This is a genomic window from Rhizobium sp. CSW-27 (assembly GCF_018760785.1).
GTDB lineage: Bacteria > Pseudomonadota > Alphaproteobacteria > Rhizobiales > Rhizobiaceae > Neorhizobium.
The window spans coordinates 286336-303191 of record NZ_JAHHZO010000006.1; the positions used below are offsets into that span (position 1 = coordinate 286336).

The window sequence follows — 16856 nt, forward strand, 5'->3', positions numbered from 1 at the left end:
CATGACCTTCCGCCTCGATGTCATCGCCAGCCTGTCCGATGCCGGCAAACCCGGCCGCCCCAACGAAGACCGGTTCGGCGCCAACCGCACGGCCGCCTTCGTGCTGGACGGCGCCACCGGCCTCGGCGACCGGCAGTTCATGACCGGCTTCGAGACGGATGCCGCCTGGATCGCCGAATACGCCGCGCAACGGCTTTCCGTCGAACTCACGCCCGAGGTGGAGGTGGCAGAGCTTGTCCGCCGCATCAGCGCCGATGCGAGGACAATCTTCGAGGCGACCGCCGGCGAGCAGCCGCGTTATGCCTGGCCGGCAGCCGCACTCGCCGGTCTTCGAGTGACCGATGCCGGCCTTCAGTTTTTCGGCCTCGGCGACAGCGTCGTCTATCTGCTGCATGACGATGGCCAGACGGAAACGTTCACCGCCCTGCCCGACGCCTTCGCCCGCGAAAAGGCCGCCGCCCGCGCCCATCTCGCCCGGCTCGGCGGCATCGGCGCGGCCGGCTCGCTCGTCGGCGATCCGCAGACGCTGAAGGATTTGAGGGAAAGCCGCGCCAAACAGAACACGCCGGAGGGCTGGGTCTGGTCGCTCGGCCTCGTGCCCGACGCCGCCGACCATCTTGCGCAGAAGACGATCCCGCTTACCGGCGGCGCCACGGCGATCATCTGCTCGGATGGCCTCGCCGATCTCGTCAGCCTTTACGAAATCTACGATGCCGGCACCCTCATCCGCCGCGCCGCCACCGCCGGCCTTGGACCGCTGATCGCGGAACTCCGGCACCTGGAACGCGCGGTAGACCCGGACGGCCTCAAATACCCGCGGTTCAAGCAGAGTGATGATACGACGGCAATGCTGGTGCGCGTGGAGGGGTGAGGCGCGGTGTCTAAGGGTGTGGCTCTTGAAGCATCACCGGGAAGAGCATACCTTGCCGAGGGAGCGACCAGAGGAGCGCACATGGCAACGACCGTCACCCAAAACGGGCAGATAACGCTTCCCAAGGCGGTGCGTGATCATTTGGGTCTGACTCCGGGCAGCCAGGTCGATTTCCGGCAGACCGCCGACGGGTCGGTCGTTCTGCTGCGTGCCGACCATGCATCACAGATTGACCGGTTTGAAAAGCTGCGTGGCCACGCAGGCGCGGGACCGAATACCGATACCGTCATAGCTGCAACACGCGGCGAACCGTGATCCTCGTCGATACCAACGTCCTACTGGACTTAGTCACCGACGATACCCAATGGGCGGGGTGGTCAGTGATGCAACTTGCCGCAGCAGCACGGCAAGGACCACTGATCATCAATGACGTTATTTATGCCGAGCTGGCGGTTCGTTACGCCTCGATTCAAGAGCTCAATGACTTCATTGAAGCGGCTGAACTGGAACTGGTTCCAATCAGTCTCACAGCGCTGTTTCTGGCAGGCAAAGCATTTGGAACCTACAGGAAGGCTGGCGGCACACGAACGGGTGTCCTGCCCGACTTCTTCATCGGCGCTCAGGCTGCGACAGAGAGCGTTCCGATTCTGACGCGCGATGCGGGCAGATACAGAACTTACTTCCCGAACGTAATGTTAATCACGCCGTGAAGGGTATCCCCCTCACGCCGCGTCGTCGACCTTCTCCTCACCATTGCCCGGCACATAGTTCAGCACCGGCCCCAGCCAGCGTTCGATTTCCGGGATCTCCATGCCCTTGCGGCGGGCATAGTCTTCCACCTGGTCGCGCTCCACCTTGGCCACGCCAAAATAATAGCTCTCCGGATGGCCGATATAGAGGCCGGAGACGGAGGAGCCGGGCCACATGGCATAACTTTCCGTCAGAACCACGCCGGTCGTTTCTTCGGCCTTCAGCAGGTCGAACAGCGTCCGTTTTTCGGTGTGATCGGGCTGGGCGGGGTAACCGGGCGCCGGGCGGATGCCGGCATAGGCTTCCGAGACCAGCTCCTCGTTGGAAAAACTTTCATCCTTGGCATAGCCCCAATACTCGCGGCGCACCTGTTCGTGCATGCGCTCGGCAAAGGCTTCGGCAAACCGGTCGGCCAGCGCCTTGACCATGATCGAGGAATAATCGTCGTTGGCCCGCTCGAAGCGTTCGGTAATCGCCACTTCCTCTATACCGGCGGTAACGACGAAGCCGCCGACATAATCCACCTTGCCGCTTTCGACCGGCGCGACGAAATCGCTCAACGCCACATTCGGCCGACCATCGCGCTTCGACAGCTGCTGACGCAGCGTGAAGAAGGTCGCCAGATCTTCCGCGCGGCTCTCGTCGGTGAACAGGCGAATGTCGTCCCCCACCGCGTTCGCCGGCCAGAAGCCGATCACGGCGCGCGGCCGGAACCACTTTTCCGCGACGATCTTTGTCAGCATCGCCTGCGCATCGGCATAAAGCTGGCGGGCCGCCTCGCCCTGCTTCTCGTCCTCCAGGATCGCCGGATAACGGCCCTTCAGTTCCCAGGTCTGGAAGAAGGGCGTCCAGTCGATGTAGCGCACCAGATCTTCCAGCGAATAGTCGTCAAACACCTTCGTGCCGAGGAAACTCGGCTTCACCGGCTGATAGGCGGCCCAATCCACCTTGTGGGCATTGGCACGGGCGCGGGAAATCGGCAGGCGCACCTTTTCGGCTTCGGCGCGCGCATGGGCGGCTGCCACCTTGGCATATTCGGCGCGAATGCCCTCGACATAGGCCTCGCGGCCACCTTCGGCGAGCAGGTTCGAGACGACGCCAACGGCGCGGCTGGCATCGGTGACATAGACCGCCTGCCCCGCCTTGTATTGCGGATGGATCTTCACCGCCGTATGCACGCGGCTCGTCGTTGCGCCACCGATCAGCAGCGGCACGTCAAAACCCTGACGCTCCATTTCGGCCGCCACATGCACCATCTCGTCGAGCGACGGCGTGATGAGGCCGGACAGCCCGATCACATCGACCTTCTGTTCCTTCGCCACTTCGAGGATCTTGGTTGCCGGCACCATGACACCGAGATCGATGATCTCGTAATTGTTGCAGGCGAGAACCACGCCGACGATGTTCTTGCCGATATCGTGCACGTCGCCCTTCACGGTCGCCATCAGCACCTTGCCGGCCGCCTGTTTTTCCTCGCCGCCGTTGAGACGCTTTTCCTCTTCCATGTAAGGAAGCAGCACCGCCACCGCCTGCTTCATCACGCGGGCGGATTTCACCACCTGTGGCAGGAACATCTTGCCGGAGCCGAAAAGATCGCCGACCACGTTCATGCCGGCCATCAGCGGGCCTTCGATGACGTGCAGCGGACGCTCTGCTTGAAGACGTGCCTCTTCCGTATCGGCCTCGATATATTCGGTGATGCCGTTGACGAGCGCGTGCGACAGCCGCTTTTCCACCGGCCATTCGCGCCAGGACAGATCCTGCGCCTTGGCTTCCTTGCCGGCCACGCCGCGGAAGCGCTCGGCCACCGCCAGCAAGCGCTCGGTGCCATCCTTGCGGCGATTCAGCACCACGTCCTCGCAGGCCTCGCGCAGCTCCGGATCGATGTTCTCATAGATCGCCAGCTGGCCGGCATTCACGATGCCCATGTCCATGCCGGCCTGGATGCAGTGATAGAGGAACACCGCATGCATGGCTTCCCGCACCGGCTCGTTGCCGCGGAAGGAGAAGGAGAGGTTCGAGACCCCGCCGGAAATATGCACCAGCGGCATTTCCTGGCGGATGGTGCGCGTGGCTTCGATGAAATCGACGCCGTAATTGTCGTGTTCCTCGATGCCGGTTGCCACGGCAAAGATGTTCGGATCGAAGATGATGTCTTCCGGCGGGAAACCCGCCTGTTCGGTCAGGATCTTGTAGGCGCGCCGGCAGATCTCGACCTTGCGCTGATAGGTATCCGCCTGCCCCTGCTCGTCAAAGGCCATGACCACGACGGCGGCACCGAACCGGCGGATCAGCGTTGCCTGGCGGATGAAATTCTCCTCGCCTTCCTTCAGCGAGATGGAGTTCACCACCGCCTTGCCCTGCACGCATTTCAGGCCCGCCTCGATGATCTCGAACTTGGAGCTGTCGATCATCACCGGCACGCGGGCGATGTCAGGTTCTGCGGCAATCAGGTTGAGAAATTCCACCATGGCGCGGCCGGAATCGATCAGGCCCTCGTCCATGTTGATGTCGATGATCTGTGCCCCGTTTTCCACCTGATCGCGGGCAACGGCAAGTGCCGATGTGTAGTCGGCCGCCGTGATCAGCTTGCGGAATTTGGCAGAACCCGTGACGTTCGTGCGCTCACCGACATTGACGAAGGGAATGTCCTTGGTCAGTTCGAAGGGCTCAAGACCCGAAAGCGACATGAAGGGGCGATGTTCCGGCACCTGGCGCGGGGCAAATTCCTTCACCGTTTCGGCAATGGCGCGGATATGCTCCGGCGTCGAGCCGCAACAGCCGCCCACCACGTTGACCAGTCCTTCCTTGGCGAATTCGCGCACCTGACGCGCCATGTCGTCCGGCAACTGGTCGTACTGGCCGAACTCGTTCGGCAGGCCGGCGTTCGGATAGGCGCAAACGAAGGTATCGGCAATGCCCGACACTTCCTGCAGATGCGGACGCATGGCATCGGCACCGAGCGCGCAGTTGAAGCCGATCGTAAACGGGTTGGCGTGGCGCACCGAATTCCAGAACGCCGTCGGCGTCTGACCGGAGAGCGTGCGGCCGGAAAGATCGGTGATCGTCCCGGAAATCATCACCGGCAGGCGGATGCCCTTCGCCGCAAAACGTTCCTCGCAGGCAAAGATCGCCGCCTTGGCATTCAGCGTGTCGAAGATCGTCTCGATCAGGATGATATCGGCACCGCCATCGATCAGGCCGTCGATCTGCTCGGCATAGGCAAGCCTCAGATCGTCAAAGGAAACAGCGCGGTAGCCGGGATTGTTGACATCCGGCGAGATGGAGGCGGTGCGGTTGGTCGGGCCGATGGCGCCGGCGACGAAACGGCGTTTGCCGTCCTCGCGCATGGCCCGCTCGATTGCCCGGCGCACCACCTGCGCGCCCTCGCGGTTGAGATCGTAGACGGCCTCTTCCATCTGGTAATCGGCCTGGGCGATGCGGGTCGAGGAAAAGGTGTTCGTCTCGATGATATCCGCACCCGCCATGGCGTAACGGTAATGGATGTCTTCGATCGCCTGCGGCTGGGTGAGGATCAGAAGGTCGTTATTGCCCTGCTGGTGACAGGCGCAGCCGATGAAACGGTCGCCGCGGAAATGATCCTCGTCGAAGCCGAGCCCCTGGATCTGCGTGCCCATGGCGCCGTCGAGAATGAGAATGCGTTCGCGCGCCGCCTTCGCCAGCGCCTCGAAGATCTCGTGACCGTTGCGCGCCGCTCCTTCGGGACCAAACAGATGATCGAACACAGGCACTCTCCTCGGGGGCTTGGATGGCAGATCAGGTTTAATCACATAAAGATATCTTTATGTCAATATTCGACATGGGAGAACGCTATCGCCCGCAAACGGTCATGACAGTCTCTCCCGGGACCGGTATAGGCATGTTCCGTTGCCATTCCAAGTTTCGGAGCTCGCATGAACGCCGCCGGACCGCTTCCCTCGCTTTGGGCAGACCGCCCCTACCATCGCCACTGGCTTCTTGCCCAGGCGGAAGGCCTGATGGATTTCTTCCAGTACCGCGCCATCAACCCGAAGGGCGGCTTCTACGATCTTGATCGGACGGGCGTGGCCCTCGACAAAAACAACCCGGCGCGCGGCATCCATGCCAGCGCCCGCATGGTGCATTGTTTCGCAATCGCCGACCTGCTCGGTCGTCCGGGTGCGGCCGATGTGGTGGATCACGGCATGCGCTATCTCTGGGAAAAGCACCGCGACCAGACGCATGGCGGTTATTTCTGGCAGGCCAATGATGACGGCGCCGCCGATGCCTCGAAACAGGGTTATGGCCATGCCTTCGTTCTGCTCGCCGCGTCTTCCGCCAAGGTGATCGGCCATCCGCTGGCCGACAAGATGCTGGCCGATATCACCGAGGTGATCGAGACGAAATTCTGGGAGGAGCGCCACGGCGCCATTGCAGAGGAGTTTTCGGCGGACTGGCAGCCGGTGCCCGGCTATCGCGGCCAGAATTCCAACATGCACCTGACCGAAAGCCTGATGGCCGCCTTCGAAGCGACCGGCGAGCGTCATTACCTCGAGAAGGCGGAAAGCATTGCCGATCTCCTGATCAACCGCCGCGCCCGCGAAGAAGGTTTTCGCGTCGCCGAACACTTTTCCGAGGAATGGGTGGTCGATCGCAGCTACTACCATCCGAACGAGATGTTCCGCCCGGCCGGCACCACGCCGGGCCATTGGCTCGAATGGGCTCGCCTGCTGCTGCAGCTTTATGCGCTCGGCGGCAAGACGCATGCCTGGATGCCGGAGGCGGCCGAAGCCCTGTTCGAACGCTCGATGACGCTCGGCTGGGACAAGGAGAAGGGCGGCTTCTTCTATACGCTCGACTGGCAGGACGTGCCGGAGAAGAAAAGCAAGCTCTGGTGGCCGATGTGCGAAGCGGCCGGTGCCGCGCACTTCCTCAACGCGCATGTGCCGAGCGCCTTCCACGAGGAGAGCTATCGCACCATCTGGTCGACGATTGCCGCCCACTTCCTCGACCGCCAGAACGGCGGCTGGTTCGAGGAAACCACCGAGGATCTCGTTCCGGCCAACACGCTGTTTCCCGGCAAGGGCGATATCTACCACGCCTTCCAGGCCTGCCTGATCCCGCTGTTTCCCGCGCATGGCAGCCTGACCAAGGTCATCCAGGAGCACGGCGCGGCCCTTTAAGGGAGGTTCAGGCCACCGGCCTTTGCGCCGGTGGTAACCCTCCAGCAGGTGGCAAGCCCGACTTGCCGCCTCTTCTCACGCGGAAGTTTCGAGCATCTTGCGGTGCAGAAGCCAGGCGTTCTTGCCAAGGCGGAAACAGAAGCCCGGCGCCGGCACGCCGGAGAGGTTCAGCACCGTCTCGTACATGTTTTCCGCGCCAAGCTTTGCCACCGCCTTCTGTGAGCGTATATTGGTAGGCGCGATGTGGAACCACACCTCGTCATAATGCGCGAAGGCATGATCGAGCATCAGCCGCTTCAGCTCGAAATTGGTGCGCCCGCCCCAGTATTCATGGTTGATGAATGTATAGCCGATGGACAGGCTGTCCTCACGGTCCGGCGCCAGGTAATAGCGCGAACAGCCGATGATCGTGTCCCTCGCCCTGTCGATGACGGCAACGGTTCCGCCGCTTTCCAGCAGAAGCCCGAAATACGGTTCGAATTTTTCGCGCGTGTAGCGATCGCTGGCCGGATGGCCGGCCCAGACGGCGGGATGGCCGGCAGCAGCAAACAGCCCGTCCCAATCATCGCGCCGGAGCGGCCGGATAGAGACGGACATGCCATCAAGGCTCGGCTGCGGATCAAAACTCGGCCTGAACATCAAGATCTGCCTTTCCCTCATGAAACCGGTTCCCGCCAGTGACTTTGGCGAGACATGGGGGCATGTCAACGACGGATATCGCCCACCATCTCACGGATGCGCCGCGCCAGCACGTCGTAATCATAGGGCTTTGTCACCAGCGTGGCCTTTGTAAGCCCCTCCGATCCCGGCACATGCATATCGCCGGTTGCAAAGATGACCGGCAGGTCCGGATGGCTTTCGCGCATGCGCCGCAGAAGATCGAGGCCGTTCATGTCCGGCAGGTGCACATCGGTCACCAGAATGTCGATCGCCGCCCCATCGACGGCGTCCAGCGCCTCGCGCGCGGACCCGGCCTCCACCACGGTCATGCCGAAATCCTGCAGATAGTCGGCCGTCGAGATGCGGATCAGCGCTTCATCCTCACACAGCAGCACCCGGATCGAAGGCGGCGGTCCGCTGCCCTGCCCCGTCGGCACGGCAGCAACCTCGTGAGACGCCCCCCGTTCCCGCGCCCTGTCGAGCAGCATGCGGATCTTGCGGGCCAGCGTTTCGCGCGCATAGGGCTTGCTCAGCAGGTTGACGCCCGGATCCAGCCGGCCGCCATGCACGATGGAGTTCTCCGTGTAGCCGGAGGTGAACAGCACCTCGATATCCGGCCGTCGCTCCTTGGCCTTGCGGGCAAGCTCGCTGCTCTTCAGGCGCCCGGGCATCACCACGTCGGTGAACAGCAGATCGATCGGCACGCCGCTTTCGATGATGGCCAGACCGCTGTCGGCATCGCGCGCCTTCAGCACCTTGTAGCCGAGTTCGCTGAGCAGGCTGACGGTGATGTCACGCACCGCCTCGTCATCCTCGACAACCAGAATGGTTTCCGAACCGCCGGCGACGGGACCGCCGGAATCCTCGGCCAGCATGTCCTCGGCCTCCATGGATCGCGGCAGATAGATGCGCACAGTCGTGCCGCTGCCAAGCTCGCTGTAGATATTGATGTGGCCGCCCGATTGCTTGACGAAGCCATAGACCATCGACAGGCCGAGACCGGTGCCCTTACCCTCCGGCTTGGTGGTGAAAAAGGGATCGAAGGCGCGCGCCAGCACTTCCGGCGGCATGCCGCAGCCGGTATCGCTGACCGCCAGCATCACATATTGCCCCGGCTCGACGTCGAAGGCATTCTGGGCATAGCGATCATCAAGATAGGCATTGCCAAGCTCAATGGTCAGCCGGCCGCGCCCTTCCATCGCATCGCGCGCATTGATCGCCAGATTGAGAAGCGCATTCTCGACATTGGACGGATCGACCTGGGTGTTCCACAGACCGCCACCGACAATGGTATCGATCTCGATCGCCTCGCCGAGACTGCGACGGATCAGGTGATCCATTTCCCGCACCAGTCGGCCGAGATTGAGCACCTTCGGCGCCAGCGGCTGACGCCGGCCGAACGACAGAAGCTGCGAGGCAAGCCGCGCGCCGCGCGAGGCGCCGGAAAGCGCGCTGCCAAGCCGCCGCTCGGCTGCCTCGTTGCCGGCAATGTCCTTCGCGAGCAATTGCAGGTTTCCGGTGATGACCTGCAGCAGATTGTTGAAGTCATGCGCGATGCCGCCCGCCAGATTGCCGATGGCTTCCATCTTCTGGCTCTGGCGCAGCACCTCCTGCGTGCGCAACAGTTCGGCCGTGCGTTCCTCTACCCGGCTTTCCAGCGTGGTTGCCAGATTTTCGAGCCGGCTGACGGTCTTTTTCTGCTCTTCGATATCGGTATTGGTGCCGACCCAGCGGACGATATCCCCCCTCGCATTGCGGATGGGAACTGCCCGGCTGAGAAACCAGCGATAATTGCCCTCGGTGCAGCGCAGGCGCATTTCGGCATGAAAGGCCTCGCCATGCGTCACCGAATTGCCCCAGGCCTCGACAATCCGCGGGCGGTCATCCGGATGGATCAGTTCGCGGATGCGACCCAGATCCTCCGCTTCATCCGGAACGCCGGAGTAATCACGCATGGCATGGTTGACCCAGTCCATGCCGCCATCGGCGGTTGCCGTCCAGACATGGTTCGGCAGGGACTGTGCCAGCATGCGGAAGCGATCTTCGCTTTCGCTTGCTGCCTCCTGCGCCCGCCTCAGTTCGGTCACGTCATGCCCCTGCACGAAGATGCCGGTGACCGCGCCCGTTGCATCGCGCAGCGGCTGATAGATGAAGTCGATGAAGCGGTCCTCCATCTCGCTGCCGTGGCTGCGTTGCAGAGAGATCTGCGCGCCGTGTGCACTGTAGGCCTCGCCGCTGCGATAGACCTGATCCAGAAGCTCGAAGAAACCCTGACCATCCACATCCGGCAGCGCCTCGCGCACCGGCCTGCCGATCAGGTGACCGCGGCCGACAAGCGAAAGATAGGCGGCATTGGCAATCTCGAACACGTGCTGCGGGCCGCGCAGCACCGCCATGAAACCGGGAGCCTGCTCGAAGAGGCTGCGCAGATATTCCCGTTCCTGTCCCAGCGCCAGGTTTTCGCCCTGTACGGCATCGGCCCGGCGCATCACATCCGTTTCGATCTTCCAGGCCGTGGTCGGCGCAGCCTGCCGCAGCATGTGCAGTTCCGTCACGTCCACGGTATGCTGCAGAATCAGCCGCACGCGGCCATCCTCTGCAAGGATCGGGGTATGGGTGGCGCTCCAGAAGCGCTCCTCCAGGGAGCCGTCCGGCTTGGCGATCGGATAGGGAATGAGCGGCAGGTGATCGACCCGCGCCGACTGCAGCACCTTGGCGAAGGACTGGCGCAGCAGGCGTCCATGCGGCGATTGAGGGTCGCTTGGAAAAACGTCGAACATCTTGCGTCCGACGAGCGCCTCGCGCGTCTGCATGGTGACGGCAACATAGGCATCGTTCATGCCCACCATCACCAGGTCGCGGTCGAGGATCACATACGGATTGGGAGAAAGATTGAAGAGGTGATCAAGATCGAGCCCGGAAAGCCCAGTCCTTCGAAACATGCGATGCCCCACGCCACTGCCCTGTAAACGGACGAGATGTAGCGCGGCAACGGCCGAAGGCAATGGCGCTGGCCATGGGAAACCGCTCGCTGCATTCCACACTGCATTCGATGCGGATCAGGATCGACGCCCAATCAGTGAAAAACGGGCAGTGCTTCCGCGAGGCGTCTCGCCGTGGCAAGATCCCGCTCGTAGGAATTGCGCAGGCGCGGCTGCAACTCTCCCGCCTCGCGCAGCGCCTGGGATAGGGCGGGGAACGCCCCATCGGCATAGGTGCCTGTGGCCTCGGTCACCTCATCCTGCCGGCGGAACTGTTCGATCAAGCGAAATACCATGATGCCCTCCTGTCGGTGCCGATAACGAACGGGCGGCGCCTGCGTTCCATGAAAACCGCAAGACCTTAAGAAATTAACCATGTATCCGCCTGAAAAGCCTCGCAGAGAGAACCGGGCGGGTTTTCCACAGCCGGCCTCAGCAGTCCGGCCAAAGGGATGGAACAAAGCGGAACAGATCCGCAACGTCGACCCGTTGCCTACAGGCTCGTCCACAGCTTTTCCACAGGCTGTCCATAGGCCCGATATATCGGCAGACGGTTGCCGCTCAAGGGATTTGCCGAGGTGCCATCCGGCTCCTGTGCATCGGCGCGCAGAAGAATTCACAGCGGAACGCGCCATGGAAATTTTCGGGCAGCCGCCTCGGCACCTGCATTTATGTCGCAATCCGCCGACATTCTGCAGGCATCTGCGGAGGAAACGACGATGGAAGGCGACCTGACCCTCAATGACATGACGGCAGACCCGCTGATTGCCCTGCTGATGAAGGCCGATGGCGTCGAGAGCCGGGATCTGGAAGCGCTTCTGGCAGCGACCCGGCGCGCGGAGGTGGAACGCCTGGAACTGCATCTGCGCCGGCAACGGGCGGAAGACTTCTATCGGCGCCTCGACCTGTCGCTGGCAGCTTCCTCACGACCGGCGAAGGCTTCCCGCCCCGGCAACTGACCGGCAGGTCCCGCCTGCCTGTGGCAACAGCACCAGGCCGCGACCCTGCCCGGCCTTTACCAGTCGCCGTGCGCGCAGAGATGACCGCCCCATAACCGGGCGTCCCGAAACGATACAGATCATCGTCCGCAGCCACATCTTGCTAACCGGCAGAGCAGCCGGTGCGCGACAGGTCTGGCGCAGGCTGTAGTCTTGCCGCGCCGACCGGGCTCAGCGGCCAGGCGCGAGTCTTCGGCGCGACAGAGGCAACCTCCGCATGAGGCGGAGTCTCCAGAACAATGCTTCGGGATGAACTTGATGATCAAGCACGCAGGCGGTCTCACAGGCGGCGTCTTCACGCCCGACGAATTGAAGCATCTTCAGCGGGTTTTTGACGCGGAACTCGCAAGCCGCAATCTGGCAAGAGACAGCGCGGAAGCAGCCATGCTGGCGGCGGAACTGCTCGAAACCTATCAGAAGACGTCCGAGAACGCCCAGAAAAGCAATCCATGATTGCAGAAAGACGCAAGACCAGCAACAATCGGACACATTAGGCGCCAATCTGCGGCCTTGCGAGCGCGTGACCACTTCCCTTTCAGCCAGGGACCTGACACACTATTGCTATTGATTTGTACGGGGACAAAATCATGAAGACGGACACTGAACTTCTGTGCGCATCGGCCAGCGCCTTGTCGTCGGCCGCCCTGCTGACATCGCTGATCGGCACTCTCGTCCAGAAGGGCGTTCTCTCCCAGGAAGACGAGAAGAACATCTATCTCAACGCCATGGACGCGCTTGACGAAAACGCCGACGACGATCCGTCCGGAGTTTTCGACCTTGCCCGAGACCTGATCGAAGACCAGATTCCGACCGGCTCTTCCGGCGAAACCGTCACCCTCACGCTTGTCAGCGCGTCGGCCTGACGCATCACGCTCTGTCTGTTTTTGGCACGACCCGAGGCATAACGCAAGCGGCTCGCGACAAATTTGTCGCGAGCCGTTTCATTTTGGTACTTCCTGATATTCGACTGGATGCCTCCGTTCGGGGGATCAGAACTCCTCCCAGTCCTCCTTGAGCGCATTGGCGCCGCTGACAGCGAGCGCCGGTCGGGCGGAGGCGGGACGTGAGCGCTGGGACGCTCTCGGCGCGGCAGGCTGGGCGCTTGCGCGCGCAGTGGCGCTGAAGGCGGACCCGCCCTGCCCGCCGAAGGCGAAGCGGCCGAGCAGTTCGCGCAGCGCCGAGGTTTCATTGGCAAGAGAGGCGCTTGCCGCATTCGACTCCTCGACCATGGCGGCGTTCTGCTGCGTCATCTGGTCCATCTGGTTGATGGCGGAATTGACTTCTGCCAGAGCGAGCGACTGCTCCTTGGCAGCGTTGGCAATAGCCTCGATCCGCTCGTTGACCGCCGAGATGTTCTGCTCGATCGCCTTCAGCACCTGACCGGTCTCGCTGACGAGGCGCACGCCGCTTTCGACCTCGATCGACGAGTTCTGGATCAGCCCCTTGATCTCCTTAGCCGCTGCGGCGGAACGCTGGGCAAGCTCGCGCACTTCCTGGGCGACGACGGCAAACCCCTTGCCGGCCTCGCCGGCGCGGGCCGCCTCGACACCGGCATTCAGTGCCAGCAGGTTGGTCTGGAAGGCAATTTCATCGATCACGCCGATGATGTTGGAGATCTGGCCGGACGAGGCCTCGATGCGAGCCATGGCGCTGACGGCGTCGGCCACAACCCGGGCGGAACTGACTGCGCTGGAATTGGCCGTCGCGGCGGCCGCCTTGGCCTCATCGGCGCGCTGGGAGGAGTTGGTGACGTTGGTGGTGATCTGGTCGAGTGCCGCGGCGGTTTCTTCCAGCGACGCGGCCTGCTGCTCGGTGCGCTTGGAAAGATCCTGCGCGCTGCGGCTGATTTCCAGCGTGCCCGTATCGATCTCCTGCGTGGATTGCGCGACGGCACGAAGGGTCGCGCCCAGCTGCCTCAATGCCTCGTTGAAATTCTCGCGCAGCGGCTCGAAATCCGGGGCGAAGGGTTTGTCGATGGAACAGGAGAGATCGCCCTCGGCCAGTTTCTTGAGGCCCTGGCCAATGCGCCCGACAGCCTTGACGCGGTCCGTCACGTCGGTCGCGAACTTCACGACCTTGGTCACCTTGCCGTTGGAATCGAAGATGGGGTTGTAGGACGCACTGATATAGACCGGCTTGCCGCTCTTGCTGATGCGCGTGAATTCCGCTGCCTGAAAGCGGCCCTCGTTGAGTTCCGCCCAGAAATGCTTGTAGGCGGGGCTGGCCGCATAGGCGGGCTCGACGAACATGGCGTGATCCTTGCCCTGGATCTCGTCCAGCCGGTAACCGAACACCTTGCAGAAGTTTTCGTTGGCGGTCACCACCTTGCCCTGCGGCGTGAATTCGATGACGGCCTGCACGCGGCTGATCGCGGCCATCTGATTGTGAAAGTCGACATTCTGCAGGCGGGCATTGGCATCGAACCATTCCACCGCAAAACCGATCAGGTTGCTGCCTTCCTTCAGCGGCGTGACGGTCAGGTCAAAGGCCCGCTTGCCGATCCAGATGGTCGCCTTGTGCTGCGACTGGAGGCGCGCCAGCATGTTGCGCTGGTGCTGCGGGTTCTTGTGAAACACGTCGATGGTGGCGCCCACCAGCGTGCTGACGCTGAAGCTCGGCAGTTCCTTCTTCAGGTCGGCTTCGGCCTCCTGCAGCAGGGCGCGAACGGATTGATTCATGTAGCGAATCTTCAGTTGCGGATCCGCGATCATGATATTGGCGGAGACATTCTCCAGCGCCCTCATCCGGGCGCGATTGCTCTTGTTCATCAGGTCCAGCATGCCGTCCTCCTTCACGTGTTGGCTTGGACACGCACCGGAGCCGAAGCAGGGAATGGCAGGAAGCCTTACCGCAAACAGAGACACGCCAATCCGATGCAGCCTCGCAATCAGATTTCCGCCAGCAGGCTGAAGCCGGGGTTAAGGATCGAATGCTAATATATGTCATGGAGAATTAAGGGGTGCCGCAGAAAGGTGCGGCGCCCTTCATATGGCGCGCCGCCAGCAACGCACGGCGACCGGGGTGTTTCTGCGCGCTCGCTGCCCACCCCCCCCGAAAACCGCCCTCAGACGGTGCGCAGGCGGGACAAGGCAGCGACTTCCCCAGTCGCCGGCGCCCCGATCCGGACTTCGGGCGGGCCGCACCATGCCCAGCCACCGCGTCCGCCACGTTTTCTCCGGTAGAGCGCCCCATCGGCTCGCCGCATCAGACCCTGCAGATCAGCTGCGTCACGCGGATAGCAGCCCATGCCAAGGCTGACCCCCAGGGCCAGTTGATGTCCCTTCCAGCATTGCGGCTGCGACAGGCTCTGACAGATGTCCTCGGCCAGTTGCTCCACCTGCCGCTCATCCGTCATCCCGGGCACAAGCACGGCGAATTCATCGCCCCCGAGGCGGCAGACCATGGCCGTTGGCGGCACTGCATTCCTCAGCCGGCCTGCCACCGTCTTCAGCACCTCATCGCCCGCGTCGTGCCCGAAGTCGTCGTTGACGCTCTTGAAACGGTCGAGATCGAGCAGGATCAGCGCCAGCATGGTGTCCTTGCGCCGCTCCATACAGCGCAGTTCGACCTGCCAGCGCTCGGTGAGCGCCCGGCGATTGGCAAGCTCGGTCAGCGGATCCTCATGCGCCACGCGGCGCAGGGCATGCTCGACAGCCTTGCACGGGGAAATATCTTCGAAAGAGGCAATCGCCACGCCTTCACGATGATCGATCACGGCCCGGTGCAGAGTGGTGACGATGGTGCCATCCGCACAGCGAAGATCGAGTTCCATGGCCGGCGGCGCAGAGCCTATGAAAGCATCCGCCTGGGAGAGCGCCTGCCACAGGGCCCGGGCGCGCCGCCGCTGCTCCGGATTGGCACAGGCAACCGCCAGCCATTCGTCGATGGAGGCAAAGCCGCCATCCAGCGCGCCGAAACGGCCGGCAAATGCGGCATTGGCGAAACGCACGGAAAAATCCGGCAAGGAGGCGAAGAACAGCGCGGTCGGCGCCAGGTTCAACACGGCATGAAGCTCGCGGTAGCCAACCACGGCCTGCGTTTCCGCCTGCTCGAACACCCGCTTCATACCCCTCTCCACACTCGACAGCCACCCCTCGCCGGCACGACTGAACGACCGGCCACGATCCAATCCACGCTTGCGCCCCCTTGCGGAAACGCTGCGGGCGCAACGTCCCTGCGTCCTGCAGGATCCGGTCCGGACGGACGAAAAGCACCAAGATTGCTGCTGATGATCAATGCATCACGCGCCGCGTCACGCGCGCGTCACATTTCTGTCCCGATCTGGAACGCCTGCCGTTGCACGACTTTGGAGACACAGCGCAGCGCGCCATTGCGGCTGGCGAGCTGGCTCCAGCCATGCACGGGCACCACCGCAAAGCCCAGCTCCTCCCACAATGCCCGGTTGGCAGCATCATAGGCGGCAAGCGGCTCCGCATCGGCGAAGTGCGGCAGCAAGACCAGCGGCCGGTGATGGCCGGGACGCACCGCATTTTCCAGCAACAGATTGTTGTAGAGGCGCGGCAGGCGCTTGCCGCTGTCCGGGGTCACCCGGAACGGCACCGGATTGCGCCGGACAGCAAAGCCCTCTGAAACAAGCCGGCGGGCGGAGGCATCGAGCTGGCGACCAATCTGCTCCACCATCGGGCTCGTGCCGGCATCGGCCATCTGCGCCTCGGCCACGATCAGCAATGGTCGCCCCGCCTGCCGAAGCCCGGTCACCGTCACATACTGGTCGAGATGGAAACCGCATTGATAGACGCCCTTCAGCGAGTGCGGATCCGCAACCGGCATCGCCGCCACCCCGTCCAGTTCGGAGGCCCGATAGGCGAAGAGGTGTACGGGGCGCTGATCGAGCGACAGGAGGGCCGCGCCCGCCCCGCCCTCGCCCGGCGGAAACGCGTCTCCTGCCACCGCCGAACGGCCGACCACGCGGAAATCCGGCCCCACCAGCTGGTTGCCGCCATCGAGATCGACACCGGGATCGACCACCGGCCAGCCGAGCGCGGCCGCCAGCGTCGGGCCGATGCGGGCGCCGGGCCGAGCCAGGATCGTTCCGGGGCCATCGGCGACGGCAGGCGCCCGAACGTGAAACAGATCCTGCGTCCAGGGGCTCTGGCGAGCGCGGGCCGGCCCTTCCACGGGAACGATGCGCAGCGGACAGTCAAGCCGCAGGCTGCCGATCCAGGCCTCGGCGGACACGCACGCCTCCGGCTCCACCAGCACGAACCCCTCAATGTCGGCAGCCAAGGCCTGCAGAAGGTTGCCGATCGGCACCAGCGGACGATACCATTCCGTCGGCCGCTCCTCCAGAAAGGCAGGCGGCAGCGAGAAGGCGATGCGACGGATGAGGCCGCCGCAATCCGGCAGCAGACCGCCCTCCGGCAGACCCGCGGCATCTGCCTGTTGCCGCCCGACATTCACCGGACTGCCCATC

General features: G+C 63.1%; 14 protein-coding genes. 7 read left to right on the forward strand and 7 right to left on the reverse strand.

What is annotated here, in order from left to right; genetic code table 11:
* Window position 1: 1 nt before the first annotated feature.
* The 3 genes from KLP42_RS14335 to KLP42_RS14345 all read left to right on the forward strand — a co-directional run bounded on the left by KLP42_RS14335 (window position 2) and on the right by KLP42_RS14345 (window position 1581).
* A complete protein-coding gene (locus KLP42_RS14335) occupies window positions 2–871 on the forward strand; it encodes a protein phosphatase 2C domain-containing protein (protein ID WP_215567416.1) in 870 nt (289 codons plus the stop codon).
* A gap of 81 nt (window positions 872–952) precedes the next feature.
* Entirely contained in the window at window positions 953–1186 is a 234-nt protein-coding gene (locus tag KLP42_RS14340; RefSeq protein WP_215567417.1) for an AbrB/MazE/SpoVT family DNA-binding domain-containing protein, read from the forward strand.
* Complete coding sequence (locus KLP42_RS14345; RefSeq protein WP_215567418.1) at window positions 1183–1581, forward strand: type II toxin-antitoxin system VapC family toxin; 399 nt, start codon at window positions 1183–1185, stop codon at window positions 1579–1581. The genes KLP42_RS14340 and KLP42_RS14345 overlap by 4 nt, the downstream gene beginning before the upstream one ends.
* Window positions 1582–1593: 12 nt before the next feature.
* Here the strand turns inward: KLP42_RS14345 and metH are convergent, their stop codons facing one another.
* Entirely contained in the window at window positions 1594–5367 is a 3774-nt protein-coding gene (metH, locus tag KLP42_RS14350; protein WP_215567419.1) for a methionine synthase, read from the reverse strand.
* A 168-nt stretch (window positions 5368–5535) separates the two neighbouring features.
* On the opposite strand from metH, the gene KLP42_RS14355 reads away from it, so the two are divergent.
* Window positions 5536–6783: an AGE family epimerase/isomerase gene (locus tag KLP42_RS14355; protein WP_215567420.1), complete on the forward strand. Its 1248-nt coding sequence runs from the start codon at window positions 5536–5538 to the stop codon at window positions 6781–6783.
* A 75-nt stretch (window positions 6784–6858) separates the two neighbouring features.
* On the opposite strand, the gene KLP42_RS14360 is transcribed toward KLP42_RS14355, so the two are convergent.
* The 3 genes from KLP42_RS14360 to KLP42_RS14370 form a co-directional block, all read right to left on the reverse strand.
* Window positions 6859–7422, reverse strand: coding sequence for a GNAT family N-acetyltransferase (locus tag KLP42_RS14360; protein ID WP_252193000.1), 564 nt, complete (start codon window positions 7420–7422; stop codon window positions 6859–6861).
* 65 nt (window positions 7423–7487) lie between these two features.
* Complete coding sequence (locus KLP42_RS14365) at window positions 7488–10385, reverse strand: hybrid sensor histidine kinase/response regulator (protein WP_215567422.1); 2898 nt, start codon at window positions 10383–10385, stop codon at window positions 7488–7490.
* 134 nt (window positions 10386–10519) lie between these two features.
* Window positions 10520–10720 carry a hypothetical protein gene (locus KLP42_RS14370; protein WP_215567423.1) on the reverse strand — a complete coding sequence of 67 codons (201 nt, stop codon included), beginning with the start codon at window positions 10718–10720 and terminating at the stop codon, window positions 10520–10522.
* Between the two features lie 423 nt (window positions 10721–11143).
* Between KLP42_RS14370 and KLP42_RS14375 the strand changes: the two genes are divergently transcribed.
* The 3 genes from KLP42_RS14375 to KLP42_RS14385 all read left to right on the forward strand — a co-directional run bounded on the left by KLP42_RS14375 (window position 11144) and on the right by KLP42_RS14385 (window position 12285).
* Window positions 11144–11383 carry a hypothetical protein gene (locus KLP42_RS14375; protein ID WP_215567424.1) on the forward strand — a complete coding sequence of 80 codons (240 nt, stop codon included), beginning with the start codon at window positions 11144–11146 and terminating at the stop codon, window positions 11381–11383.
* Between the two features lie 297 nt (window positions 11384–11680).
* A complete protein-coding gene (locus KLP42_RS14380; protein WP_215567425.1) occupies window positions 11681–11875 on the forward strand; it encodes a hypothetical protein in 195 nt (64 codons plus the stop codon).
* Window positions 11876–12009: 134 nt separating this feature from the next.
* Window positions 12010–12285, forward strand: a complete 276-nt coding sequence (locus KLP42_RS14385; protein ID WP_215567426.1) for a hypothetical protein — start codon at window positions 12010–12012, stop codon at window positions 12283–12285.
* Window positions 12286–12411: 126 nt separating this feature from the next.
* Here KLP42_RS14385 and KLP42_RS14390 read toward each other — a convergent pair whose 3' ends face one another.
* The 3 genes from KLP42_RS14390 to KLP42_RS14400 form a co-directional block, all read right to left on the reverse strand.
* Window positions 12412–14202 (reverse strand): methyl-accepting chemotaxis protein, encoded by a 1791-nt coding sequence (locus tag KLP42_RS14390; RefSeq protein ID WP_215567427.1) that lies wholly within the window; start codon window positions 14200–14202, stop codon window positions 12412–12414.
* 284 nt (window positions 14203–14486) lie between these two features.
* The gene (locus tag KLP42_RS14395) at window positions 14487–15488 is read right to left on the reverse strand and encodes a GGDEF domain-containing protein (RefSeq protein ID WP_215567428.1); all 1002 of its coding nucleotides are present in this window, start codon (window positions 15486–15488) and stop codon (window positions 14487–14489) included.
* A 197-nt stretch (window positions 15489–15685) separates the two neighbouring features.
* Window positions 15686–16855, reverse strand: a complete 1170-nt coding sequence (locus KLP42_RS14400; protein ID WP_215567429.1) for a hypothetical protein — start codon at window positions 16853–16855, stop codon at window positions 15686–15688.
* Window position 16856: the final 1 nt, after the last annotated feature.